Consider the following 21,968-nt stretch of genomic DNA (forward strand, 5'->3'; position numbering starts at 1 on the left):
GGCCGTGGCGCCGGCCGCCGCGGCCGAGCCGGTCGCGGCCTGACCGCCCACCCTGCACGATGGCGGCAAGGCCCGACCCCGCGCCCCCGCCACCCACCCCAAGGAGGAGACACCATGGCCAGCACCACCGTCATCGTCGGATCGGCCGAGGGCCTGCACGCCCGCCCGGCCGGCATCATCGCCGAGGCCGCCGAGAAGTACGACACGGACATCGAGATCACCTTCGACGGCGAGGAGGCCGACGCCGCCTCGGCGATGCTCATCATGGCACTCGGTGCGGAGAAGGGCGCCGAGGTCACGGTGAGCGGCGACGACGCCGACGCCGTGGCCGAAATCGCCGCCCTCATCGAGCAAGACCTCGACGCCGACTGAGTCGGCGCTGCGCCCGCCCGGCGCTCACCGTCGAGAAGACGGTTCCGCCCGTATCGCCCGAGAGGCGACGTGCGAAACCGTCTTCTCGATGAGGACGAGGGCCCGGCGCCGGACCCAGGCGACCTCCTGCGAGGGGACGGCTCAAGTATGAGCCCGCCGGGGTGAACCTGTTGTTATTTCGCGAGCGACAGCGCTGTCAGGACGGTCTCCACCTCGGCCCGGTCACGTCCCCGCAGACCCAGGAGCGGACGGGGCAGGCAGGCGTCCGGAGCGAGGCGGAGCAGTTCGGCGACGGCTGCCACCACCCGCAGGCTCCCGTGCCGGGCGAACAGGTCCCACAGTGGGGCGAGCCGGTCCGACTCGGCGGAGGCCTCCCCGCTGTCGCCCGCCAGCGCCGCGCGGGCGATCTCGAGGGCAGGGTCGGGCAGCGTGCCGGCGAGGACGGAGTACCAGCAGTCGCAGCCACCGAGGAGCGCCGCGGCGGCCGAGGGATCGCCGGAGACCCCCAACCCGACGCGCGCGGGGACGGCCGCCCGGAGCCGCGCGATGTGCTCGCGCGCGGCCTCGGCGGCGGGCGGGGGCGGTGGGATCTTGATCGACGCGACCGCGGGAAGCTCAGTCAGACGAGCGTAGAGCTCGGGCGTGAAGTCGAAGCGGGTGGTGCCGGGGTTGTCGTAGACCACCATCGGGACGGACAGCTCGGTCGCGACGTCGGTGTGCAAGCCCACCACGTCGTCGGCGGTGAGCGGCTGGTAGCTCATGGGGGCGAGCATGACCGCGGCGGCGCCGGCCGCCTGCGCGTCGTGGGCGAGCGCCCGCGCGTGGGAGGTGCGCAGCGCGCTGATGCCGACGATCACCGGGGTTCCGCCCGCGTGCCGAACGGTCAGCTCGGCCACGCGGCGCCGCTCGGCCCGGTCGAGGTAGGCGTACGAGCCGGTCGAGCCCAGGGCGCCGATCGAGTCGATCCCGGCGCGCGCCAGCCGCTCGACGATCCCCGCGTATGCGTGCTCGTCGACACGGTCGTCGCGCAGCGGGGTGAGGGGGAACGCGCTCAGGCCGGTGGTCACGCCCGCGCCGACCGCCTCCGCGGCCGCGCGCGCCGCCCCGGCCCGGTCGGCGGTCACAGCCTCAGCACCCGTCCGCACACCACCGGGTGCACCTCGTCGCAGCACTCGGCGACGGTCTGGTTGAGCGCACCGAGCAGGTCCCATGCCGGGCCTCCTTCGTCGATGTGGTGACCTGACTCTAGAGGGTCGCGGGACGTGTTGATCCCCTGGTGGCGGCGCCCGACGGCAGGGTTTCCGGGCAGCAGTCGACAGGTGACGTCGTGACGGGCGGCGTCGGCGAGCGGGCCGGCGTGCTCGGGGAGCCCGGCGTGTGTGGGGTCCGTCGCCGCCGAGCTCGGTCCCGCTCAGCCATCGACGGCGGCTCCCAGTACTTCTGGCCTGACGCGAAACCGCACACGGACGTACCGTCGGGGTATGACCCCGCAGGCAGCATCGCCCGTCTCCCTCGGTTCCCGGTACGCCACCGAGTTCCCCGAGCTCGGGGTGCCGTGGAAGGCGGCCGAGGCGTCGGATCCGCGCCTCCTCGCACTCAACGAGCCGCTGGCCGCCGAGCTGGGTCTGGACCCGGAGTACCTGCGCGGTGAGGAAGGGGTGCGCCTGCTCACGGGCAACCACGTGCCGGACGGCGCCACGCCGGTCGCCCAGGCCTACGCGGGCCACCAGTTCGGCGGGTACTCGCCGCGGCTGGGCGACGGGCGCGCGCTGCTGCTCGGCGAGCTGCCCGACGGCCGCGACCTGCACCTCAAGGGCTCGGGCAGGACCCCCTTCGCACGCGGTGGCGACGGCCTGGCCGCGGTCGGCCCCATGCTGCGCGAGTACCTCATCAGCGAGGCGATGCACGCCCTCGGCGTGCCCACCACCCGCGCGCTCGCCGTGGTGGCCACGGGCACCACCGTGTACCGCGAGACGCCGCTGCCCGGCGCGGTGCTGGCGCGCGTCGCGGCGAGTCACCTGAGGGTGGGGACGTTCCAGTTCGCACGGTCGACCGACGACGGCGAGCTGCTGCGTCGGCTGGCCGATCACGCCATCGCCCGGCACCACCCGCACGCCGCGGACGCGGAGAACCCCTACCTGGAGCTGTTCACCTCCGTCGTCGGCGCCCAGGCCGACCTCGTGGCCCGCTGGATGCTGCTCGGGTTCATCCACGGCGTCATGAACACCGACAACACGACCATCTCCGGCGAGACCATCGACTACGGGCCGTGCGCGTTCATGGACACCTTCGACCCGGCGACCGTGTTCAGCTCGATCGACACCGGCGGGCGCTACGCCTACGCCAACCAGCCGCCGGTGCTGCAGTGGAACCTCGCCCGCTTCGCCGAGACCCTCGTGCCGCTCGTCGATCCGGACACGGAGGAGGCGGTCCGCCTGCTCACGGAGGTCCTCAACACCTTCCCGGAGCGGTACCAGCAGGCGTGGACGGCCGGGATGCGGGACAAGCTGGGGCTGTCGGCCGAGGTCCCGGACGCCGAGGCGGACGACCTGATCGAGGAGCTGTCCCGGCTCCTCAACGCCACCCGGCCCGACCACACCGGCTTCTTCCGCGCCCTCGGTGCGGCCGCGGCCGGGGACAGCGCGCCGGTCCGAGAGCACGTCGGCACCTTGGCGGAGGGCTGGCTCTCGAGGTGGCGGGCCCTCGGACCCGACCAGGGATCGATGGCTCGTGCCAATCCGCTGTACATCCCGCGCAACCACCTCGTCGAAGAGGCCCTCGACGCGGCCACGGCAGGGGACATGGGACCGTTCGAGGAACTCCTCGTCGTCGTCACCGATCCCTACACCGAGCGCCCGGGGCGCGAGCGCTACGCACAACCGGCCCCTCCGGACGCCGCGAAGCACGTCACCTACTGCGGAACCTGAGCCGAATCTCATCCCCGTACAGGCGTCTTGACAGGAAACATTTACTTAGTGGCCCTGCCTGGAGCGCCGGTGGGCACCCTGGGGGTCATACAGTGCGGATATTCATCGCGGACAGCGACGGCGGCTGCTCATCGGGTCTGCAGCGGCACGCGCATCATCTACGACTGGATGGACGCCCACCCGGAAGACCTCGACCGCGTGGTGGCCGTCGGGATGATCGGCGACCCTTACCGGCCGCGTGACCGCTGGCTCGACGGCACCCCGGACCCCGGCTGGCAGGGCGTGGCCGAACCTCGGCGCGGCCCCATCCCCGACCGCACCCACTGGGTGTACGTGCCGGGGGACCCGCTGAGCGGCGTGCTCCCGGACTGCCTTCTGCGGGGCGTCCCCGCTGACGCGGCTCGGCGCGGCCATCGTCGACCGCGTCGAGGCATGTGGCCGCGAGAGCGGCGGCCACTCCGGTGACGTCGCCGGCCACGGCCCCGGTTCGGGGGGCCGGCTGTTCCCACGGCGCGCGGCCGATGCTCAGAGAGTGCGCGTCCGGGATGGCGTAGCGAACGGCCGGTTCCGGCCCGCGGCGCCGAGCAGGTCCTCGAACGCCGACGCGGACCGGGGCGTGGGGAGCAGCCCCCCGTTGGCGTCGGCGAGAAGTGAGTTCACGGTCTCCCGCGCGCACGTCTTGTTGGAGCCGAGGAACCCGCGCGGGCCGCGCTTGATCCAGCCCACGACGTACAGGCCGGGGACGACGCTGCCGCCTACCGCGTCGAGGACGCGGCCCTCGCGGCTGGGGATCGTCGCGGTGTCCGGGTCGAACGGCACGCCCGGCACCTCGACCCCGCGGTAGCCGACCGAACCCAGCACGAGACCCGCCGGGATGGTCTCCTCCGAACCGGGCCGGGGCACGGCGCGGACCCGGCCCGTCTCGCCGCCGACGAGGTCGGTGCGCACCACGCGCAGGCCCTCGGCACGCTCCGTACCCACGATCTCGACCGGCGCGGTCTGGAACCGCAGGACGATCCGGCGGCGCCCGGTGTCGCGGGCGGCGGTGGTGCCGTAGGGGCCGTCCGGGCCGTCCGCGGGCACGGATTCTCCGGCGGAGCGGGCCGCGATGTGGGCCAGGTACTCCGCCTTCAGCCGGCCCTGGCGGGTGGTCGCGGCGTCGGGGTCGATGCCGTCAGGGGCGTCGACCCGCAGGTCGATGTCGTCCCGCGCGGCGAGTCCGACCAGCTCGGGCAGCGTGAACGCGGCGTGCTCCGGGCCGCGGCGGCCGAGCACCACGACCTCGCGGACCCGGCTGTTTCGCAGCGCCTCCAGGGCGTGGCGGGCGATGGAGGTGTCGGCGAGCCGCTCCGGGTCGGTGGCGAAGATGCGCGCGACGTCGAGGGCCACGTTGCCGTTGCCGACGATCACCGCGCGCTCGTGGTCCAGCGGGACGTGGACGTCCGCGTGGTCGGGGTGGTCGTTGTACCAGGCCACCACTTCCGTGGCCGACGTGCTCCCGGGCAGATCGGTGCCGGGGATGTCGAGTGGCCGGTCCGTGCCGGCGCCGGTCGCGTAGACGACCGCGTGATGATGGGCCGCCAGTTCCGCGGCCGTGACGTCCTCGCCGACGTGCACCCCGAGTCGGTACCCGAACCCGGGCTGGTCCTCGATGGCCCGGAACAGGTCGGCCACCGCGCGCGTACTGGTGTGGTCGGGTGCCACCCCGTGCCGGGCCAGGCCGTGCGGCACGGGCAGTCGTTCGAATACCGTCACCTCCACCCCGGGCTGGCGGAGCAGTTCGTCGGCGGCGTACAGTGCCGCCGGACCGGCGCCCACCACGGCCACCCGCACGGTCGCGCGCGTGGGGCCGAGGCGCACGAGTGTGGGGACGCGCGCCTGCGGCCTGGAAGGGCGGTCGTCGCCGGTCAGTTCGGCGTTGATCTGCAGGAAGTCGTGCTGCTCCGGGGCCAGCTCGGTGTGCGGCACGATCGCCCCGACCGGGCACGCCCCCACGCACGCCCCGCAGTCCACGCAGGACACCGGGTCGATGTAGAGCATCTCCGCCGTGGCGAAATCCGGCTCGTCGGGCGTCGGATGGATGCAGTTGACCGGGCAGGCGTGGACGCACGACGCGTCCGCGCAGCAGGCCTGGGTGATGACGTGGGGCATGGGTTGGTGCCTGTCCGGGAGGGGGTGTGGTCAGTCGCGGAACGCCACGGACGGCTCGCCGCGGTACCGCGAGGGTCGTCCGTCGATCTTCAGGGCCTTCCACAGCCGGCGGGACGTCCGGTTCATCAGTCCCGACTGCTCGGCCAGCATCCGGACGTCACCGAAGAGGTCGGACAGGAACCGCCGCGACTCTGGGTTATCCCAGTACAGTTCGCGGACGACCTCTTCTGGGATGTCGAAGGTTTCCCGGAACTCGCGGGTCGGCTTGAGGATCGCGTCGCACAGCACCCGCATGATCACCGGGAACGCCAGGGAGACGAGGTACGCGTCCCATCGGGACAGCTTGGGGGCGTTGCGCGCGACGTAGGTGTGCGCGAACGAGATGTGGCGCGCCTCCTCGGCGATGTGGATCTCCATGATCCGCGACAGCACCGGCGGCAGCGAGTCCGAGTTGCGCAGGACCTGCTTCTGAGTGTGGTCGATCGGCTCCTCGCCGGCCAGTACGGCGATGAAGAAGGCGACCGGGAAGCGACCGGCGGCCAGCGGGAGGAGCGGTGAGAGTCGCCGCAGCCAGCGCGGCATGCCCGGGACGTCCGCCCCGATCTGGTTGACACCCTGCTGGAACATCTGCGTGTGGTGGCATTCCTCGGTGGCCTCGTGGGTGAGATACCGGAACTCCGCGGAGCCGTTCTCGGCCTTGAAGACGTACTGCATGATCCCGCGTATGAGGATGTTCTCGAACTGCAGGCCCACCTTCATGATGTTGGCCTGACGCCACAGCCCGATCTCGATCTGCTTCTCCAGCGGCTGGGACTTGTACCAGGGGTGACCACCGAGCGGATCGAGCCCGGCGGGCAGGACCCAGCGCTCGTCCGTGGGGTCGACGGAGAAGTCCGGGTGGTCCCAGGCGATGTCCTTGAACGGGTCGAAGCTGCGGTGCACGGAGGCGTGCGACAGGCGGCGGAGCGTGTCCTCGTACTCGTCTGTGCTCGCCGTGGGGGCGGGTGCGGCTGCGGACATGATCTTCCTTCCGGTCACCGACCCGGCGGGTCGGGAGGCTTGGAATCAAGCGGATGGGACAGAGAGACATCCGCGATCTATTCGTCTCTGACGCTAGACACAGAGGGGCAATTCGTCAAGCAGTCATGAGGGGTGTCAGCTCTGCCGGCGCGCACCGCGCGGGTCAGCGCTGCGGATACGCGCCGAGGAGGGGGCCCAGGTGGTTCCGGGCGAAGGACCGCGCGACGGCGGGGTCGTCGAGGTCGATGGTCGTCGACGGCGTGAGGACGAAGGAGACGACCAGCCGGGCCGTCAGTTCGGCCACGACCAGCACCTCCTCGTCGCTTCGCGGCTCGGGTGCGGCGCGGCTTATCTCCGCGGCGAGGAAGTGTGCGGCGGCGGTGATGAGCGGCGCGCCCTGGACGGTGAAGTGGGGAACGGTCGCCTCGGGCTCGGTCTCGAGGAGGCGGTTGAGCAGGTCGTGGTCGCGAAGCGTCTGCACCGTGAACGAGAAGCCCTCGGTGAGTTTGTCCTCGATGGAGTCGTGCGCCTCGAGCTCCCGCTGCAGGTCCGCCAGGAACCACGATGCCTCGCGCAGGAGCGTCGCCTCCACGAGTTCCTGCTTGTTGGCGAATCGCCGGTACAGGGTCATCCGTGCCAGGCCCGCCCGCCGGGTGATGTCGTTCATCGTCGACCGGGCGATCCCGACGCTCTCGAACTGCGCAGCGGCCGCGTCGAGGAGCTGTTCGCGGATCGGGTCGTCGACCTCGGCGGCGTCCGGCAGCCCGCGTCCGGAACGGAGCATCGCCAGGGGGTCGGACGGCGGGTTCTCGCTCATGGGGTCGATTGTCCCACCCAGCTGCGGCCGTGCCGCACCTCGCGCGCGGTCATGCCCCACCACCGGCGCGCGTACTGGCTGAAGGTGGTGGCGTCGCCGAGGTCCAGGGCCGAGGCGATCTGGTACAGCGGGATCTCCGTGGTGGTGAGCAGCCGCGTGGCGACCTCACGTCGGACCTCGTCGCGGACCGCGGAGAAGCTCGTGCCCTCGCCCGCCAGGCCGCGCTGCAACGAGCGGGGAGACATGGACAACAACCCGGCGATCCGCGCGAGGGACGAGGCGCCGGCGTCGAGGGACTGGTGGAGCGCCGCGCGGGTCCGGTCGGTCAGGGTCCGGCGGTCGGTGGGCACGTGCTGCTCGAGGTACCGCAGCGCCAGCTGTTGCACGACGTCGTCGCCGCCCGAGATCTCCCGGCCCAGGAGCGCGGACGGCACGCGCAGTACCGCGGAGGGGGTCGACGGCTTGACCGGCGCGCCGAAGAGCGCCTCGTACTGTGCGGCATCGGTGTTGAGCGGGCCCGGTAGCTCGACGGAGAGCAGCCCGTAGTCGCCGCCGAGCACGGTGCGCATGGCCCGGTGCAGGAAGAGCAGCACGAGGTCGACGGCCTGGGGCGGGATGAGCTGGGCGGGGTCCCGGTAGCCGAACCGCACGCCCACCACGTCCGGCTCACCGCGCGGATCGGGGACGACGGTGATCTCTATCGACCTCGAGTGGAAGAACAGGTACTTGGAGGTCATCTCGAGCGCCGCGGTGGTGGTGCGCGCGTTCTTCACGACCATCGCGACGGGTCCGAGCATGTCGAGGTCCTGGTGTTCGGCCACGCGCAGCCCGAGGTCGGGGCATTGGAGTTCGACGGCCGCGGTCTCCAGCAGGAGTGCGATCGCCAGGTCCTCGACCAGCATCTCGTCGCTGTCCAGGGCGCCGTGGGGCAGGCCGGATCGCCGCGCGAGGTCGTCGGCGTCGCCGCCGAGCCCGGCCACGACGGCGCGGACGCCCCGCAGTCCTGCGGATCGGATGAACGCCATGGGAGAACTCTGGGCGACGTGGCGCGAAAGAGCAACTTGTTGGCGCATTACGGAAACCATCGGTCACCGCGCGCGGTTACGGTTCGGGTCATGACTGGTAGCACCCACCTCTCGGACGGGCCGGGCACCGAGCCCGCCGACCCGCTGGACCTGCTCATCGTCGGGGCGGGGATGTCGGGCATAGACCTGGCCCACCACGTCCACCGCGCATTCCCGGACTGGCGCTGGGAGATCCACGACGTCCACGACGACCTCGGCGGGACCTGGCACACCTTCCGCTACCCGGGCATCCGCTCGGACTCGGACATGGCGACCTTCGGCTTCCCCTTCCGGCCCTGGCCCCACGACTCGACGCTCGGAAACGGCGAGGACATCAAGGAGTACATCCGCGACACCGCCCGCGAGGCCGGCGCGCTCGACCGTCTCCACCTGGGCTCGTGGGTCGCGGACGCCGACTGGCGGAGCGACGTGCAGCTGTACCGGGTGACCTGCCGGAATGCCGACGGCGAGCGTATCGTGTGGGCCCGCCGCGTGCACTTCGGCTCCGGCTACTACTCGCACTCCGAGGGTTTCCGCCCGGAGTTCCCCGGCGAGGAGGACTTCCGCGGGCAGATCATCCACCCGCAGCAGTGGCCGGAGGACCTCGACTACGCCGGCCGACGGTTCGTGGTGATCGGCTCGGGCGCTACCGCGGTGACGCTGGTCCCGGCGCTGGCGGAGCTCGGCGCTGACGTGACGATGCTGCAGCGCACCCCGAGCTACATCGGCCCGCTGCCGGAGAAAGACGTCATCAGCGCGGTGTGGAGGCGGTTGCTGCCGGCGCCGTGGGGCCACCGGGTGGCGCGGCTCAACCACGGCGCGCGCGACACCGCGCAGTTCGTGATCGCGCAGCGCCTGCCGTGGTTGTTCAAGGCGGCGCTGCGGGCGATGCAGCGACGCTACCTGCCGGCGGAGGAGATCGACCGGCATTTCACGCCGCCGTACCGGCCGTGGGACCAGCGCGTGTGCAAGGCCCCGGACGGTGACATCTTCCGCGTCATGCGCCGTGGCGCCGCGCGGGTGGTGACCGGGCACATCGACCGGTTCACCGAGAGCGGCATCCGCCTCACCACGGGCGAGCACGTCGACGCGGACGTCATCATCACCGCGACGGGCCTGCGGCTGCAGGTCTTCGGGGGCGGCACGCTGAGCATCGACGGCGAGCCGCTCGACGTCCCGTCGCTGGCCACGTACCGCGGCATGATGCTGGCGGGCGTGCCCAACGTCAGTTTCACGGTGGGCTACATCAACTCGTCGTGGACCCTGCGCGCGGACCTGGTCTCGCGCTACATGGTCCGCCTGTGGGGGTCCGGCGAGGAGGTCTACGCGCCGCGACTGCCCGACGGCCCGGCCGATCAACTCCTGCTGGACTTCGACGCCGGCTACATCCGGCGTGACGGTCACCTGTTCCCCAAGCAGGGCGCCTCGCGGCCGTGGCGCTACGTGCAGAACTTCCTGGTCGAGATCCCCGAGCTCGCCTTCGGTGACCAGCGCCGGGAGATGGCGTTCGGTCAGGACGTGGTCCTGACCGGCGCCCGCCGCGCGCCGGGCGCCGGTGGTGTCGCCGTGCGTGAGGTGACCGAGATGAGCGACGACGACGAGGTGGCGCGATCATGACCCGTTTCCTTCCGCGCCGGAGCGCCGGACGGTCCGGGCGGGCCGCCTCCGACGGTCCGGGCAGGCGCGTGCTCATCACCGGGGCGGCCTCGGGGCTGGGCCTGGCGCTGGCCCGGGAGTATCTGGAGCTCGGCGACGAGGTGATCCTCACCGACGTCCACGCCGATCCGCCCGCGGCGGTACGGGGGCTGCCCGGGCGGTGGTCGTACCGCCGTCTGGACGTCACGTCCGACGCCGACTGGGCGGCCGCCGCCGAGGACGTCGACTCACTGGACATCTTCGTCAACAACGCCGGAATCGCGGTCGGCGGGTCCCTGGATACCACGTCCATGGAGTCGTGGCGGCGGATCGTGGACATCAACCTGCTCGGCGTCGTGCGGGGTTGTCGCGCGCTCGCGCCGAAGCTCGGACGCGGCGGCCGGCTGGTCATCACCGCCTCGGCGGCGGGTCTGGTCCATGCGCCCAAGATGGGGGCCTACAACGCGACCAAGGCCGCCGCGGTCGCGCTGGGGGAGACCCTCGACGCCGAGCTGCGGCCGCGCGGGGTCTCCACGTCGGTGATCTGCCCGCTGTTCTTCCGGTCGGGTCTGGCGGAGTCGCTCTCCGGCGACGACCCGAAGGCGGACGAGATGGCGAGGAGGCTGCTCACGAGGACGCCGCTGACGTCGGAGATCATCGCGCGACGGTCGGTGCGCGGCGTCGAGGCCCGCCGGGTGGTCGTCACGCCCGACGCCCTGGCCACTATTTTCTGGTACTCGAAGCGCTTCTTCCGCGTGCCGTTCCTCGGCTCGACGCGCATTATCGGCCGGGTGGTGGCGCGCACGGGCTGATGAACCCCTCCGGCAGGCGCCAGCTCGCCCGGCGGTGGCTAGAGAGGCGGGTGCGGGCGCGGCGGTGGCCCCGCCCGCGCCCCGGTCAGTCCCGCGGGTAGACGAAGCCGCGCCGGACGTCGACGCCCACGGCTTCGCCGACCCGGCCGGGCGCCGCGGTCCCGGCGGGGGTGAGAATCCTCAGCTCGGTGTCGCCGCGGCGGCAGATGACGGTTCTCCCGCTACGACCGTAGAGGGAGGTGATGAACTCGGCGCCGATGCGACCCTCCGCCACGTCGGGGGTGGCGAGGTCGAGTCCGCCGGGGAGCAGGGCGAGGGTGGCGGGACCCGTCACCGTGCCGGCGGGCCCGGTGAGGACGTCGGCACCGATCGTGATGCCCCCGTCGTCGGAGCGGAAGCCGTCGCCGTCGACCGTCCCGTCGACGAGAGTGGCGTCGTGCAGGAACCCGGCGACGAAGGCGCTGTTCGGCGCGGCGTCCAACCGGTCGGGCACGTCGCACTGCACGAGTCTTCCCCGGTGCAGGACGGCGACCTCGTCGCCGAGGGCGAGGGCCTCGCCCCGATCGTGGGTGACGTGGACCATCGTGAGGCCGTGTTCGGCGGCGAGCCGGCGCAGGACCAGGCGGAGTGAGGCGCGCAGCGGCTCGTCGAGCGCGGAGAGGGCCTCGTCAAGTAGCAGGACGCCCGGTCGCGCGACGATGGCCCGGGCGAGCGAGACCCGCTGACGCTGTCCACCGGACAGGGTGTCGGGCCGGCGCCGGGCGAGTTCGCCCAACTCGACGGTCTCGAGCGCCTCGGCGACGAGCGCGCGTCGGCGTGCGGCCGGCACCTTCGCACGGCGCAGCGGGTAGGCGACGTTGTCCGCCACGCTGAGGTGGGGCCACACGGCGTGGTGCTGGAAGACCATGCCGAGCCCGCGTTCCTCGGGCGGGAGGTGTATCCCGTCGCCGACGAGGGTGCGGTCGCCGACCCGGATCGTGCCCGCCGAGGGGCGTTCGAACCCGGCGACGGCGCGGAGGAAGGTGGACTTGCCGGAACCGGACGGGCCCACGAGGGCGAGGATCCGCCCGGAGTCCACGTGGACATCGAGGTTCTCGAGGGCGACGGTCTCGCCGAAGCGGACGCTGACGCCGCGGGCGTCGAGTTCAGGCACGGATCCTCCCGGATGCGGCGTCGGACCCGGTGCCGGGTCGGGTGTAGCGGGCGCCGAAGGCGGCCAGGACGAGCAGGCCCACCGCCATGAGCACCACGGACAGGGCGGAGGAGGCGTTGTAGTCCCCGGCCCGCTGGTACTGGAAGATCACCACGCCGAGCGTCTGTGTGCCCGGGGCGACCAGCAGGACGGAGAGCGTGAGTTCCCGCACCGCGGTCACGGCGACCATGACCGAGCCGATCCCGGCGGCGGGTAGGGCCATGCGCACGCTCGTGTCGATCCGCGAACGCAGCGCGGTCGCCCCGCCGATCCGGGCGGCCTCCTCCATCGACGAGTGGATACCCGCCAGTGGGCCGCGGACGGTCTGGACCACGATCGCGGTGAAGGCGGTGACGTACGCGCCGAGGATGACCCAGCGGGTGTTGAACAGTCCGGTGTAGCGGCCGAGGATGAGCCACCCCGTGGCGATGACGAGGCCGGGGACGGCCTGCGGCAGCAGGACGGACATGAGGAGCGGTTCGCGGTCGCGTCCGGCCAGGCGGGTGGTGAACAGTCCGACGAGCAGTCCGAGGACGCCGCAGATGAGCGCCGCTCCGAGCGCGAGGACGACGGAGTTGGTGACGCCGTCGATCGTGGTGGAGGCGGTCAGCGCCCGCCGGAAGTTGTCCAGGGTCGCGGTCTCCAGGGTGAGGGGCACGCCCGGTGCGGGGAGGAGGGCCCGGACCGCCAGGCCGACGAGCGGGGCGAGGGTGACGAGGACGCTGACGGTCCACGCGATCACCGCCAGGGGCAGCCGGGATTGGCCGAGGGTCTGGGGCGCGGCGGTCCGTCCGGTGCCGCCGAACTCGACCGCCCCCTTGGTGACCTGCCGGTCGAGCAGCGTGCCCAGGACACCGATCAGAAGCAACACCACCCCGATCTGGGAGACGGTCTGCAGTGGTGAGGCCACGGATCCGGATTCGAGGAACCGGTAGACCATCGTCGACAGCGTCTCGTACCCGGCGGGCAGACCCACGATCACGGGGATGCCGAAGTCACCGATCCCGCTGACGAAGGTCAGGGTGAACGCCGCTGCCATGGCGGGACGGATGAGGGGCAGGGTGACGTCGAGATGGGTACGCGTCGGGCGGGCACCGGAGAGGCGGGAGGCCTCCTCGAGCTCTGCGGGGATGCGTCGCAGTGCGGCCGCGACGACGAAGTACGCCATGGGGTAGGCGTGCAGGGTGAGCAGGAAGATGACGCCGGGCCCGCCGTAGAAGTTCCAGGGCGCGAACCCGATCAGTCGGTCGAGGAGTCCGCCGTCGGTGAGCAGTCCGCTCCAGGCGATGGCGCCGATGAAGGGCGGGATGAACAGTGGCGTGAGCAGCAGCAGGCGCAGCGCCCCGCGGCCAGGCAGGTCGGTGCGGTCGAGGCCGAACGCCATCAGCGTGCCGATGATGACGGCCCCGACCGCCGAGAGCAGGGAGCTGACGAGGCTGTTGGCGGTGGCCGTGAGCAGACCCTGGTCGATGAGTTCGGGAAGGTGGTTGGCCCCCAGCCCCAGCGAGACGACCAGGGCCAGGGGCAGCACCATGACGCCCGCGAGGGACGCCCACAGGGCCAGCCTGAGAGGGAGCGTCACCTACCTGACGGCCGCGTTGAAGGCGGCCACGGCGTCGTCGCGGGAGGCGGCGATCGCCTCGAGGTCCTGGTCGAAGAGCGAGATGTCGGCCAGCGCGGGGGCGCCCTCGGGGCTTCCGGCGTCCTCGCGCACCGGAAGGTAGTTCTGGTCGACGGCGAGCTCCTGACCCTTCTTGGAGACGAGGAAGTCGAGGAAGAGCTTGGCGGCCTCGGGGTTGGGCGCGTCGGCGAACACGGCACCGGGCTGGGTGATGTAGGGGACGCCCTCATCGGGATAGCTCACGGCGATGGGCGAGCCCTGGGCGGCGAGATCGCGGACGAGGTAGTCCACCACGATCCCGACGGGCCGGGAGCCCTCGGCGACGGCCTGCGAGACGGGCCCGTTGGACTCCGCGACCTGCGGGTTGTTGGCGCCGAGCTGTTCGATCCACTCCTCGCCCAGGTCCGGGTGCAGGCTCCACGCCGCGGCGTTGAAGGCGGCCGCGCCGGAGACGTCCGGGTTGGGCAGGATGATCCGGTCGGCGTACCCGGGCTCGGTGAGCTCGGCCCACGAGGTCGGCGGCTCGGTGATCTCGTCGGTGTTGTAGGCGATCACGGTGGGGATGATGCGGGTGCCGACGTAGAACCCGTCGGGGTCGATCGCCACGTCGGACAGGGCGTCGGCCTCGCTGGGCTCGAACTCCTGGAAGAGGTCCTGGTCCTTGTAGTCCTCGAAGGTGGGCACGTCGGCGGCGAGCAGGATGTCCGCGGCGACCCCGCCGGTGGTCTTCTCGGCCTCGATGCGCGCCTTGAGGTCGCCGGTGCCGGCGCGGAAGACCTTCACCTCGATGTCCGGCTGCTCCTCGTTGAACGCGGCGATGATCTGGTCGATCTTGGCCTGTGGCTCCGAGGTGTAGAGGGTCACCTCGCCGGAGGCCTCCGAGGACGTGGTGTCCTCACCGGATCCGGGGGCGGCGGGCTCGGAACACCCCGCGAGCCCGAGGGCCCCGGCGGCGAAAACCGCCACCGACGCCAGTACCGCTCGACGACCAACAGACCGCGACACGCGACCACTTCCTATCTGCACCATGAATCGGACACTCCATCCTGGCACCCTCGTCGGTCCGGCTCGGGAGTACGGGGTGAACCCACGGTGAATTCGGCGTCGAGCGCTGACCGGATGCGAACCGGCGCCGCGCATTGGCCGGATGCGCACCGGCACCGAGCGCTGAACCGGCGCCGAGCGCTGACCGGATGCGAACCGGCGCCGCGGCGGGCACGGTGGAGTCATGACTGATTCCAACGCCATCACCGTCGAGCGCGTGATCGACCACTCGGCGGCTGAGATCTTCGAATTCCTGTCCAACCCGGAGAACCATGCCCGCCTGGACGGCTCGGGCTTCGTGCGCGGCGACTACAAGACCGACCGCATCCAGCAGGTCGGTGACGTGTTCGCCATGGACATGGAGGGCGAGCACATGGGCGGCGAGTACCGCACCGAGAACCACGTCACCGGTTACGCCAAGGACAAGCTGCTGGCCTGGCAGACCGCGCCCGCGGGCACCGAGCCCAAGGGCTGGGAGTGGGTCTGGGAGCTCGAGGCCCAGGGCCCGGACTCCACGCTGGTCCGCCACACCTACGACTGGTCCAAGGTCACCGACAAGGACCTGCTCAAGACGGTGTCGTTCCCGCTGGTGTCGGAGAAGCAGCTCGAGGACTCGCTGGGCAATCTCGCCGCGGCCGTCGCCGGCTGAGCGAGCCGCCCACCCCGGCTCGCCCCCCTGCCCGACCAACGATCCGCTCCTCGGATCTCGATCCGCCCCCGGAACCCCGGGGGCGGATCGCATTCGGAGGGGCGGATCGCCGCGCCTGCCCCCGCCGCGCAACTATCGGACCCCGTCTTCGCCTCCGGCTCCGCCCGCCCTAGTCGATCTTCTTCAGCGCCGAGCCCTTGTGCATGGCCATGTGGCCGGTCTTGTCGCTCTCGATCTCGTACTGCGGCTCGTCCTTGCTGCACCTCCGCATGCGCCCCTTGAACTCGACGTCCTCGGTGTGGACATCGCGGATCACTCCGCGCACCATCCCGGCCTCGGAGTTCCACTCGACATGGTCGCCCTTCTTGAAGTCGCTCATGACGCCAGTATGGGGGCCGGACGACGACAAGGTGAGCCATCTCACGCACTCGATCCCGCCCGCCGTCGGATCTGCCGGACCTGCGCCGTGACCTGCACGCCCGCACGTCAGCGGTCGTCCCGTGCACCGGTCGGCCGGGCCCCGGATCCCGCTCCGGGGGTTGCGGGGCCCCTCCCGCCTCTTCGTAGTGTCGGCGGCCGTCCGACAAACGACGTCGAAGCAGACAAACCAGAAGCAGACGGACCAGTCGTAGAGCACGACACGAGACCTTCAGGAGGTCACGAGGGATGCAGAAGAAGCTTGTTCGAACCCTGACCGGTGCGATGTTCGCGGGAGGCGTGGCCGCGGCCGGCGTCTCACTCGCCACCCCGGCTGCCAACGCCGCTCCGGCCAGCGCCTGGGACCAGGTGGCCCAGTGTGAGTCCGGCGGCAACTGGCAGATCAACACCGGCAACGGCTACTACGGAGGCCTGCAGTTCTCCGCCCAGACGTGGAGCGGGTACGGCGGCGGCGAGTACGCCGCGACGGCCGACCAGGCCACGCGTGAACAGCAGATCGACATCGGCGAGCGGGTGCTCGCCGGTCAGGGCGCGGGCGCCTGGCCGAACTGTGGTGGGCCGCTCGCCTGATCCGAGCGCCACACACGGATATGCGCATGACCGGCGTCGGGGCGATCCTCCGGCGCCGGTCTTCCGTCTAGCCGGGGTGATCCTCCGGCGCCGGTCTCGCGTCTCTACACCGGCGGCCCGGATCGGGCGGGTGGCGGAGTGCGAGACGGCGGAGGCGGCTAGTCTTCTGAACGGTGACCACCGCCGATCGTGTCTACTCCCGTCTCGTCACCCGCTCCGACGACGCGGAACAGGAACTCCCCGAGCCCGTCCGACGCGACCTTCCGCGCAATGGCCTGCGCCTCGTCGCCGCCAACACACTGCAGTCGTCGGGGGACCAGACCGTCAACGCCTCCACGGTGCTGCCGTGGCTGTTCCACGTCCTCGGCGTGCCGGCGGCCTTCGTGGGCCTGCTGGTGCCGATCCGCGAATCAGGGTCGATGCTGCCTCAGGCGTTCCTCACCCCGCTCGTGGTGCGGGTGCGCCGCCGAAAGTGGGTCTTCGTCACCGGCGCGGCCGTGCAGGCTGCGTCGGTGGCGGTGATGGCCGTGATCGCCGCGCTGGGCCGGGGGACCGCCGCCGGCGTGGGCGTCCTGGCCGCGCTCGTGGTGTTCTCACTGGGCCGCTGCCTGTGTTCGATCGCGTCGAAGGACGTCCAGGGTCGCACCATCCCGTCAGGGGAGCGCGGGCAGATCGTCGGTCTGGCGACATCGGCGGCCGGGCTGGTCGCCATCACCCTCGGCGTGCTCATCCGGTTGCTGGGCGGCGAGGATCTCGGCCACACCGCGCTGGCGATCCTGCTGGCCGCTGGCGCGCTGCTGTGGGCGCTGTCGGCGTCGGTGTACGCGCGGGTGCGCGAGCCGGCCGGCGAGGCCCGCGACACCGACGAACCGGAATCCGGGGCGGACGATCCCGCGCCCGGCGAGTCGTCGCCCTCCTGGTTCGCGGACGCGGCGCGGCTCTTCCGCGAGGACGCCACGTTCCGGAAGTTCATCTCCGTGCGCGGTCTGCTGCTGGTGTCGTCGCTGAGCCCGCCGTTCATCGTGACGATGTCGATCGCCTCCGGAACGGGCGCGCTGGCCGGACTCGGCGGCTTCATCCTCGCCTCCGGCGTGGCGTCGCTGATCGGCGGGCGCATCTTCGGCCGGATGGCCGACCGGTCTTCTCGCCTGCTCATGGCGGGCGCGGCGACGGCGGCGTCGATCGTGGCGGTGGCCCTGGTGCTGATCGAGTCGATCCCGGGCTTCGACGGCGGTTCACTGCTCGGCGCCGCGGTGTTCGTCGGCGCGTACTTCCTGCTCACACTGCTGCACTCGGGCGTCCGCGTGGGCCGCAAGACCTACGTGGTCGACGTGGCGGAGGGCGACACCCGCACCGCGTACGTCGCGGTCGGCAACACGATGATGGGCGTCATCCTGCTCGTGGTGGGAGGCGTCAGCTCGGCGCTGGCGGCGGTGAGCGTGGACTGGGCGCTGGTGTTCCTGGCGGTTCTCGGCCTCATCGGGGCGGCGTCGGCGATCTCGATGCCCGAGGTCTCGCGCGGCGCTCAGGCCTCGGGGTCGAACCCGACCACGTCGTAGATGAGCTTCTGCACGCCGTTGCCGTAGGCCTCGCTCTCGACCAGCTCGAGCTTCTGCCGCGGCTTGTCGATGTCACTCCACATGCGTTTGCCGGCGCCGAGGATCCACGGGAACACCAACAGGTGGTAGCGGTCGATGAGGCCCGCGTCGGACAGGTTCCGGGCCAGCGTCGCCGATCCGTGCACGAGGATCGGCGCGCCCTCCGCCTGCTTCAGGGCCGCCACCTCGTCGAGGTCGCGCAAGATCGTCGTCGTCCCCCATCCCTCCACCAGGTCGCCCTCGGCGAGGGTCGTCGACACGACGTACGTCGACACGACGTACTTCGGCATGGCGTTGTACTTCGGGAACTCGTCGACCATCTGCGGCCACACGGCGGAGAACGCCTGGTAGCTGACGCGGCCGAGCAGCATCGAGCCGGCCTCGTCCTGCTCGCGGGCCTTGAGGCCGTACGCCTCCTCGAGGAAGTCCACCGCGAACGTCCAGCCGGTGTTGCGGTACCCGGGCTCGCCGCCGGGGGGCCTCGACCACGCCGTCGAGCGAGACGAACGCGGTGTAGATCAGCTGGCTCACGGCGGCCTCCTCACACGGGTGTGCCAGAGTACGCCCGCACGTGCGGCCTGGGAACAGTGACAATGGCAGCGGCGGGTGTCACCGCGGTGCCGCCGGTCCCGTATGACAGCGGCGTGTACGACGACGAGTACGACGACGAGGAGTTCTCATGCCCGACGACCAGACCACCCTCGCGGACTTCGAAGCCAGCCTGCTGGACGGGAGCGAGAAGGACCTGTCCGACTACCTGGGGCAGGTCGTCCTGGTGGTCAACACCGCGAGCAAGTGCGGGTTCACGCCGCAGTACAAGGGGCTGCAGGCGCTCTTCGAGGAGTTCCGCGACCGCGGCTTCGTGGTACTGGGGTTCCCGTGTGACCAGTTCGCGCACCAGGAGCCGGGCACGGACGAGGAGATCGGCGCGTTCTGCGAGCGCAACTTCGGCGTGGAGTTCCCGCTGTTCTCCAAGATCGAGGTCAACGGGTCGGGCGCGCACCCGCTCTACGACTGGCTGAAGTCCGAGAAGTCCGGTGTGTTGGGCGGGCGGATCAAGTGGAACTTCACCAAGTTCCTCGTTGGCCGAACCGGTCGGGTGATCGACCGGTTCGGGCCCGCCCGCAAGCCCGAGGACCTGCGAGACGCCGTAGCCGACGCACTGCGGGGGTGAACGGAGCGGTGCGCGGTTAACACCCCGAACTCAGTCGGGATTAAGGTTCCTCAGACACTTCTCATCACTCTTTGGAGCCACATGTCTTCCGGACTCCGTCGCGTCGCCGCTGTCACAGCCGGCGCACTCGCCGTCGCGCTGACCATCGGGTCGGCCTCTCCCGCTCTCGCCCAGACCGCGAGTATCGATCCCTCCACGCTCGGCCAGGACGATCTCGAGTCGATCATCGACGCCGTCGGCTCGGTGCCGCTCGGCTCCACCGCCGGACTCATCGGCTCGGTCGGCTCTGCCGACATCCCGCTCGACGCGGGATCGACCGAGAAGGTGGGGACGCCGACCCCGGTCGACCCCTCGATCACGAAGACCGAGTTCCGCGGCATCGAGCGGTACCGGAAGGACGAGGCGGGCAACGCGCGGGCCTACGAGTACTGGACCGTCGCCTCGAAGGCCATGCAGCGCGAGATCACCGTCGAGGTCGTCCCGTCGCGTGGTGAGGGCGCCGCGCCGGTCCTCTACATGCTCGACGGGGTCGGGGCGCCGATCACCAGCACCGGGTGGGCTCACCAGGCGGAGATCGCCGACCGTCTCAGAGACGAGAACGTGCACGTGGTGAACCCGGCGGGCGCCTACGCGTCGTACTACACCGACTGGGAGGAGACGGACCCGACGCTCGGCCACAACAAGTGGGAGACGTTCCTCACCGAGGAGCTCCCGGCGATCGTCGACAAGCGCCTCAACACGAACGGCAAGGCGGCCGTCGGCGGCATCTCCATGGGCGGCCAGGCGGCCATGCACCTCGCGGCGACGCACCCCGACGTCTACGACGCCGTGATGTCCTTCAGCGGCTTCTACTCCACCATGGACCAGCTCGGATACCAGACCGTGCGTCTGAGCGTGGAGACCCGCGGCGGCGATGTCGAGAACATGTGGGGCCCGCACCGCAGCAAGCGGTGGGCAGAGAATGACACCATCTCCCACCCGGAGGGCCTGCGCGGCAAGGCCGTCTACTTCTCGGCCGGCAACGCCGAGATCGGTGAGGCCGACCTCGAGCAGTACGGCGCGAACTACCAGAGCCTGCTCATCGGCCTGGTGCTGGAGAAGGGCGTGTACGAGAACTCCAAGGCGTTCGAGAAGGCCCTCGATCGCGCCGGCGTCGAGCACAGAGTGGACTTCTCCGACACGGGCCTGCACAACTGGCCGAACTTCCTCAAGAACTTCGACTCCGGCTGGGACCACATCAAGCCCGCCCTGTACGGCGGCGATGTCGAGTCCGGAACGGGGACCCCGGGAACCTCCGGTTCCGTGGGCTCGGCCGGGTCGTCGGGCTCGTCGGGCTCGTCCGGTTCCTGACCGACCGCTTCCGCGCGCGTGTAACCCCGGGCGTGTAACCCCGGGCGCGTAACCCCGCGCATGTAACCCATCGAGAAGACAGTTCCGCACACCGCCTCTCGGCCGATACGTGCTGAACTGTCTTCTCGATGAGGGCGGGGCCGTGCGGCCGCGGCGGTGGGTGGCGCTGAACCCGGCCCCTCACGACACCGCGACCATCAGCCGGCTCTCCAGATGTCGGGCGATGGCGTCGATCGCGCGGTCCAGCACACCCGCCTCGGGCAGGCAGACGATCCGGAAGTGATCGGGGTCCGGCCAGTTGAAGCCCGTGCCGTGTGTCACGAGGACGTGTTCCGAGCGCAACAGGTCGAGAACGAACTCCTCGTCGTCGTCGATCCCGTACATCTCCCGGTCGATCCGCGGGAAGCAGTACAACGCTCCGCGCGGCGCCACGCAGCTCACACCGGGGATCGCGTTGAGCCGCTCCGCGGTGAGGGCCAGCTGCCGCTCGATCCGGCCGTCGGGGTCCACGACCTCCGGGCCCCACGGGGAGTCCTCGGCCAGGGCGACGGGGATCGCATACTGCCCCGGAACGCCGGGGCAGACCCGCATGTTGGACAGCAGCGTCAGCCCCTCGAGCAGGTCGGTGGCCCGGTCGAGCGGCCCGGTGGCCACCACCCAGCCGGCCCGGTACCCGCAGACCCGGTACGCCTTGGACAGGCCCCCGAAGGTCAGACACAGCACGTCGTCGCCGGCCGCGAGCGCGGCGTGGTGGTGCACGGCGTCGCCGAACACAAGCTTCTCGTAGATCTCGTCGGACAGCAGCACCAACCCGTGCCGACGCGCGATGTCGGCCATGCCGCGAACGGTGTCCTCGCTGTACACCGCGCCGGTCGGGTTGTTCGGGTTGATCATCACCAGCGCGGTGGTGCGCGGGGTGATCTTCGATTCGATGTCCGCCAGCGACGGGTTCCAGCCGTTCGCCTCGTCGGCGAGGTAGTGCACGGGCACCCCGCCGGTGAGGTTCACCGCCCCGGTCCAGGTGGGGTAGTCGGGTGCGGGGACGAGGATCTCGTCGCCGGGGTCGACCATCGCCTGCAGGACGAGGGTGATGAGTTCGCTGACCCCGTTTCCGCAGAACACGTCCGCCGGCGAGACCCCGCGGACGCCGCAGCGGCGGTAGTAGTCCGCGACGGCTTCGCGGGCCGCCGGGATACCGCGCGAGTCGGAGTACGCCTGCCCGTCCTCGAGGCTCCGCGCGACGGCGTCCACCAGCTCGGGCCGGGCGTCCAGACCGAACGGGCGCATGTTTCCGAGGTTGAGCCGGAGCACATCGTGCCCCTCGGCCTCGAGGCGCATCGCCTCGGTGAGGATGGGGCCGCGCACGTCGTACCGGACGTCGCGGAGTCGGCGGGATTGGCGGTAGGTCTGCATGGCCCCCATTCCAGCCCGTAAGTGGCGTGGGCAGAAGATCCACTTCGCGCATTCTCGCGGGACCACTTCTCGCCCGCCTCGCCTACGCTGAGGCGCATGTCCCGCCCCGCCGACCCTGCCC

20 protein-coding genes and 1 pseudogene are annotated in these 21,968 nt (G+C 71.2%); 10 read left to right on the forward strand and 11 right to left on the reverse strand.

Features of this window, described 5'->3' with window-relative positions:
• Nucleotides 1–114 precede the first annotated feature (114 nt).
• Nucleotides 115–372: an HPr family phosphocarrier protein gene (locus HMPREF3086_RS04410; RefSeq protein ID WP_007629212.1), complete on the forward strand. Its 258-nt coding sequence runs from the start codon at nt 115–117 to the stop codon at nt 370–372.
• A 173-nt stretch (nt 373–545) separates the two neighbouring features.
• Here HMPREF3086_RS04410 and HMPREF3086_RS04415 read toward each other — a convergent pair whose 3' ends face one another.
• Nucleotides 546–1,496, reverse strand: a complete 951-nt coding sequence (locus tag HMPREF3086_RS04415) for a dihydrodipicolinate synthase family protein (protein WP_246830904.1) — start codon at nt 1,494–1,496, stop codon at nt 546–548.
• A 357-nt stretch (nt 1,497–1,853) separates the two neighbouring features.
• Between HMPREF3086_RS04415 and HMPREF3086_RS04420 the strand changes: the two genes are divergently transcribed.
• Nucleotides 1,854–3,299, forward strand: coding sequence for a protein adenylyltransferase SelO (locus HMPREF3086_RS04420; protein ID WP_070720354.1), 1,446 nt, complete (start codon nt 1,854–1,856; stop codon nt 3,297–3,299).
• Nucleotides 3,300–3,467: 168 nt separating this feature from the next.
• Nucleotides 3,468–3,764, forward strand: coding sequence for a hypothetical protein (locus tag HMPREF3086_RS04425; protein WP_070720357.1), 297 nt, complete (start codon nt 3,468–3,470; stop codon nt 3,762–3,764).
• A 60-nt stretch (nt 3,765–3,824) separates the two neighbouring features.
• Here the strand turns inward: HMPREF3086_RS04425 and HMPREF3086_RS04430 are convergent, their stop codons facing one another.
• From HMPREF3086_RS04430 to HMPREF3086_RS04445, 4 genes are all read right to left on the reverse strand, one after another.
• Nucleotides 3,825–5,450, reverse strand: coding sequence for an FAD-dependent oxidoreductase (locus tag HMPREF3086_RS04430; RefSeq protein WP_083324298.1), 1,626 nt, complete (start codon nt 5,448–5,450; stop codon nt 3,825–3,827).
• 30 nt (nt 5,451–5,480) lie between these two features.
• The gene (locus HMPREF3086_RS04435) at nt 5,481–6,470 is read right to left on the reverse strand and encodes an AurF N-oxygenase family protein (protein ID WP_070720358.1); all 990 of its coding nucleotides are present in this window, start codon (nt 6,468–6,470) and stop codon (nt 5,481–5,483) included.
• Nucleotides 6,471–6,633: 163 nt separating this feature from the next.
• Entirely contained in the window at nt 6,634–7,287 is a 654-nt protein-coding gene (locus tag HMPREF3086_RS04440; RefSeq protein ID WP_083324299.1) for a TetR/AcrR family transcriptional regulator, read from the reverse strand.
• The gene (locus HMPREF3086_RS04445) at nt 7,284–8,312 is read right to left on the reverse strand and encodes an AraC family transcriptional regulator (protein ID WP_070720360.1); all 1,029 of its coding nucleotides are present in this window, start codon (nt 8,310–8,312) and stop codon (nt 7,284–7,286) included. Before HMPREF3086_RS04445 ends, HMPREF3086_RS04440 begins: the two co-directional genes overlap by 4 nt.
• 90 nt (nt 8,313–8,402) lie before the next feature.
• Between HMPREF3086_RS04445 and HMPREF3086_RS04450 the strand changes: the two genes are divergently transcribed.
• Both HMPREF3086_RS04450 and HMPREF3086_RS04455 read left to right on the forward strand, forming a co-directional pair.
• Nucleotides 8,403–9,968, forward strand: a complete 1,566-nt coding sequence (locus HMPREF3086_RS04450) for a flavin-containing monooxygenase (RefSeq protein ID WP_070720362.1) — start codon at nt 8,403–8,405, stop codon at nt 9,966–9,968.
• A complete protein-coding gene (locus HMPREF3086_RS04455; RefSeq protein ID WP_239550657.1) occupies nt 9,965–10,798 on the forward strand; it encodes an SDR family NAD(P)-dependent oxidoreductase in 834 nt (277 codons plus the stop codon). Before HMPREF3086_RS04450 ends, HMPREF3086_RS04455 begins: the two co-directional genes overlap by 4 nt.
• Nucleotides 10,799–10,883: 85 nt before the next feature.
• Here the strand turns inward: HMPREF3086_RS04455 and HMPREF3086_RS04460 are convergent, their stop codons facing one another.
• From HMPREF3086_RS04460 to HMPREF3086_RS04470, 3 genes are read right to left on the reverse strand one after another with little or no spacing between them, the layout of a single operon-like run.
• Nucleotides 10,884–11,951, reverse strand: coding sequence for an ABC transporter ATP-binding protein (locus HMPREF3086_RS04460; RefSeq protein ID WP_070720365.1), 1,068 nt, complete (start codon nt 11,949–11,951; stop codon nt 10,884–10,886).
• Nucleotides 11,944–13,572: an ABC transporter permease gene (locus HMPREF3086_RS04465; protein WP_070720367.1), complete on the reverse strand. Its 1,629-nt coding sequence runs from the start codon at nt 13,570–13,572 to the stop codon at nt 11,944–11,946. The genes HMPREF3086_RS04460 and HMPREF3086_RS04465 overlap by 8 nt, the downstream gene beginning before the upstream one ends.
• Nucleotides 13,573–14,640: an ABC transporter substrate-binding protein gene (locus HMPREF3086_RS04470; protein ID WP_371441651.1), complete on the reverse strand. Its 1,068-nt coding sequence runs from the start codon at nt 14,638–14,640 to the stop codon at nt 13,573–13,575.
• Nucleotides 14,641–14,839: 199 nt separating this feature from the next.
• On the opposite strand from HMPREF3086_RS04470, the gene HMPREF3086_RS04475 reads away from it, so the two are divergent.
• A complete protein-coding gene (locus tag HMPREF3086_RS04475; protein WP_070720372.1) occupies nt 14,840–15,304 on the forward strand; it encodes an SRPBCC family protein in 465 nt (154 codons plus the stop codon).
• A gap of 169 nt (nt 15,305–15,473) precedes the next feature.
• Here the strand turns inward: HMPREF3086_RS04475 and HMPREF3086_RS04480 are convergent, their stop codons facing one another.
• Nucleotides 15,474–15,683, reverse strand: a complete 210-nt coding sequence (locus tag HMPREF3086_RS04480; protein WP_007628932.1) for a hypervirulence associated TUDOR domain-containing protein — start codon at nt 15,681–15,683, stop codon at nt 15,474–15,476.
• 287 nt (nt 15,684–15,970) lie between these two features.
• Between HMPREF3086_RS04480 and HMPREF3086_RS04485 the strand changes: the two genes are divergently transcribed.
• Together HMPREF3086_RS04485 and HMPREF3086_RS04490 are read left to right on the forward strand one after the other, a co-directional pair.
• Complete coding sequence (locus HMPREF3086_RS04485; RefSeq protein WP_070720374.1) at nt 15,971–16,312, forward strand: transglycosylase family protein; 342 nt, start codon at nt 15,971–15,973, stop codon at nt 16,310–16,312.
• Nucleotides 16,313–16,485: 173 nt separating this feature from the next.
• On the forward strand, nt 16,486–17,871 hold the full coding sequence (locus tag HMPREF3086_RS04490) for an MFS transporter (protein WP_070720376.1): 1,386 nt from the start codon (nt 16,486–16,488) through the stop codon (nt 17,869–17,871).
• On the opposite strand, the pseudogene HMPREF3086_RS04495 reads toward HMPREF3086_RS04490, so the two are convergent.
• A pseudogene (locus tag HMPREF3086_RS04495) lies at nt 17,838–18,441 on the reverse strand (dihydrofolate reductase family protein). The gene HMPREF3086_RS04490 and the pseudogene HMPREF3086_RS04495 sit on opposite strands and share 34 nt — an antisense overlap.
• 148 nt (nt 18,442–18,589) lie before the next feature.
• On the opposite strand from HMPREF3086_RS04495, the gene HMPREF3086_RS04500 reads away from it, so the two are divergent.
• Nucleotides 18,590–19,084 carry a glutathione peroxidase gene (locus tag HMPREF3086_RS04500; RefSeq protein ID WP_061916176.1) on the forward strand — a complete coding sequence of 165 codons (495 nt, stop codon included), beginning with the start codon at nt 18,590–18,592 and terminating at the stop codon, nt 19,082–19,084.
• 81 nt (nt 19,085–19,165) lie between these two features.
• Nucleotides 19,166–20,434, forward strand: coding sequence for an alpha/beta hydrolase (locus HMPREF3086_RS04505; RefSeq protein ID WP_070720378.1), 1,269 nt, complete (start codon nt 19,166–19,168; stop codon nt 20,432–20,434).
• A gap of 180 nt (nt 20,435–20,614) precedes the next feature.
• Here the strand turns inward: HMPREF3086_RS04505 and HMPREF3086_RS04510 are convergent, their stop codons facing one another.
• On the reverse strand, nt 20,615–21,847 hold the full coding sequence (locus HMPREF3086_RS04510) for a pyridoxal phosphate-dependent aminotransferase (protein WP_070720387.1): 1,233 nt from the start codon (nt 21,845–21,847) through the stop codon (nt 20,615–20,617).
• Between the last annotated feature and the right edge of the window lie 121 nt (nt 21,848–21,968).

The sequence above is a fragment of the Dietzia sp. HMSC21D01 genome (assembly GCF_001815995.1).
In the GTDB taxonomy this organism is placed as follows: domain Bacteria; phylum Actinomycetota; class Actinomycetes; order Mycobacteriales; family Mycobacteriaceae; genus Dietzia; species Dietzia cinnamea.

Excerpts from the sequence above, each read along its gene's own strand:
- HMPREF3086_RS04445 (WP_070720360.1), bottom strand. The coding sequence starts at position 8,312 with ATGGCGTTCATCCGATCCGCAGGACTGCGGGGCGTCCGCGCCGTCGTG.
- HMPREF3086_RS04430 (WP_083324298.1), bottom strand. The coding sequence starts at position 5,450 with ATGCCCCACGTCATCACCCAGGCCTGCTGCGCGGACGCGTCGTGCGTC.
- HMPREF3086_RS04425 (WP_070720357.1), top strand. The coding sequence starts at position 3,468 with ATGGACGCCCACCCGGAAGACCTCGACCGCGTGGTGGCCGTCGGGATG.
- HMPREF3086_RS04420 (WP_070720354.1), top strand. The coding sequence starts at position 1,854 with ATGACCCCGCAGGCAGCATCGCCCGTCTCCCTCGGTTCCCGGTACGCC.
- HMPREF3086_RS04505 (WP_070720378.1), top strand. The coding sequence starts at position 19,166 with ATGTCTTCCGGACTCCGTCGCGTCGCCGCTGTCACAGCCGGCGCACTC.
- HMPREF3086_RS04450 (WP_070720362.1), top strand. The coding sequence starts at position 8,403 with ATGACTGGTAGCACCCACCTCTCGGACGGGCCGGGCACCGAGCCCGCC.
- HMPREF3086_RS04410 (WP_007629212.1), top strand. The coding sequence starts at position 115 with ATGGCCAGCACCACCGTCATCGTCGGATCGGCCGAGGGCCTGCACGCC.
- HMPREF3086_RS04475 (WP_070720372.1), top strand. The coding sequence starts at position 14,840 with ATGACTGATTCCAACGCCATCACCGTCGAGCGCGTGATCGACCACTCG.
- HMPREF3086_RS04500 (WP_061916176.1), top strand. The coding sequence starts at position 18,590 with ATGCCCGACGACCAGACCACCCTCGCGGACTTCGAAGCCAGCCTGCTG.
- HMPREF3086_RS04440 (WP_083324299.1), bottom strand. The coding sequence starts at position 7,287 with ATGAGCGAGAACCCGCCGTCCGACCCCCTGGCGATGCTCCGTTCCGGA.
- HMPREF3086_RS04470 (WP_371441651.1), bottom strand. The coding sequence starts at position 14,640 with ATGGTGCAGATAGGAAGTGGTCGCGTGTCGCGGTCTGTTGGTCGTCGA.
- HMPREF3086_RS04435 (WP_070720358.1), bottom strand. The coding sequence starts at position 6,470 with ATGTCCGCAGCCGCACCCGCCCCCACGGCGAGCACAGACGAGTACGAG.
- HMPREF3086_RS04455 (WP_239550657.1), top strand. The coding sequence starts at position 9,965 with ATGACCCGTTTCCTTCCGCGCCGGAGCGCCGGACGGTCCGGGCGGGCC.
- HMPREF3086_RS04510 (WP_070720387.1), bottom strand. The coding sequence starts at position 21,847 with ATGCAGACCTACCGCCAATCCCGCCGACTCCGCGACGTCCGGTACGAC.
- HMPREF3086_RS04480 (WP_007628932.1), bottom strand. The coding sequence starts at position 15,683 with ATGAGCGACTTCAAGAAGGGCGACCATGTCGAGTGGAACTCCGAGGCC.
- HMPREF3086_RS04485 (WP_070720374.1), top strand. The coding sequence starts at position 15,971 with ATGCAGAAGAAGCTTGTTCGAACCCTGACCGGTGCGATGTTCGCGGGA.